A 994-nucleotide genomic window follows, 5' to 3' on the forward strand; every position below is an offset into this window, starting at 1 on the left:
CAACTGCGCACCCGACACGCGGCAAGAACGCGCAACCCATTGCTGTGTGCCAGGAGCAGGTCTAGGACTACAAGGTCCCAGTTGTTAGGGTTCGACAGCAACCACAGGACGGCCGCGGCCTCCGTTGATGTGTGCCCAACCACTCGAAGGCCCTCATGCCGTTCGAGCTGTTCAATCAGCGTCAGCCGGAAGGATTGGTCGGCTTCAATCACATAGGTTCGAAGCGTCATGTGAAATGGATTCGGGTAAAGTGAGCAGCGGCACCGCCGAGTTGTGGTGACGCGTTCCTGCGCCCCTCGTTCGCATTGTCCCGGCCGTCGATTTGGTCGGATTGCGCCAGATCAACTCAGGCCGCAGCAGCAGGGGCGCCGCAGCGGACGCGGAGTGCCTGTTTTTGAGGCGTCCCGTGGGAAGGCCCCTCTGGAGCCGATCCGGGACGCTTCCCTCGCCGTTGTCCACAGGTCTATCCACGGGGCGAGTGGAGAAGTCAACCTTCCGGTGCTTTGAGCCCGCGGGTGGCTACGAGTCCGCACGCCGATCTTTGCAATCACGCGATTCGCGGCTCTCCTGCTGCGCGTCGGTCAACCCTTATGAAACTCGAACTTCGTCTTGCAGGCCTCACAGCGTGCCGCCCCCAGCTTACCGACGCTGATCAAGGGAACTAGACGCCGAAGGCGACCATTAAGAAAGCATTTCGGGCAGGGCAGTGGCTCGCCGGGAAAGGCAACTGCGCAGTACCAGGTGCTCTCCCAGGCATTGATCAGATGCTGTGTGGCGCCCTGTTCGTTCAAGAAGCTGAGCAGTTCGTGGTGCAGGCCGTCCAGAGCCATGTCCATCTCCATTTCCTTGGGGCAGGAGGCACTATGCTCCTTTCCGAACTACGGCCTTGCGTCCAGCTTCTTGATCGCGGCGATGGATTCGTGCCGTGCCTCGATCAGCGCTTGCTCCTCGGACCGCGCGCCCGATTCACAGTTCTCGACCGGGTTTCGATCAT

Annotated in this window: 1 protein-coding gene and 1 pseudogene; both read right to left on the reverse strand. The window is 61.0% G+C overall.

Annotated elements, in window-relative coordinates; all coding sequences use genetic code 11:
* Positions 1-230: pseudogene (locus tag AC1DNF_RS35660) on the reverse strand (hypothetical protein); the annotation flags it as partial.
* A gap of 351 nt (positions 231-581) precedes the next feature.
* Positions 582-836 carry a hypothetical protein gene (locus tag AC1DNF_RS35665; protein WP_478153647.1) on the reverse strand — a complete coding sequence of 85 codons (255 nt, stop codon included), beginning with the start codon at positions 834-836 and terminating at the stop codon, positions 582-584.
* Between the last annotated feature and the right edge of the window lie 158 nt (positions 837-994).

Source organism: Variovorax sp. 01T432, from assembly GCF_056398605.1.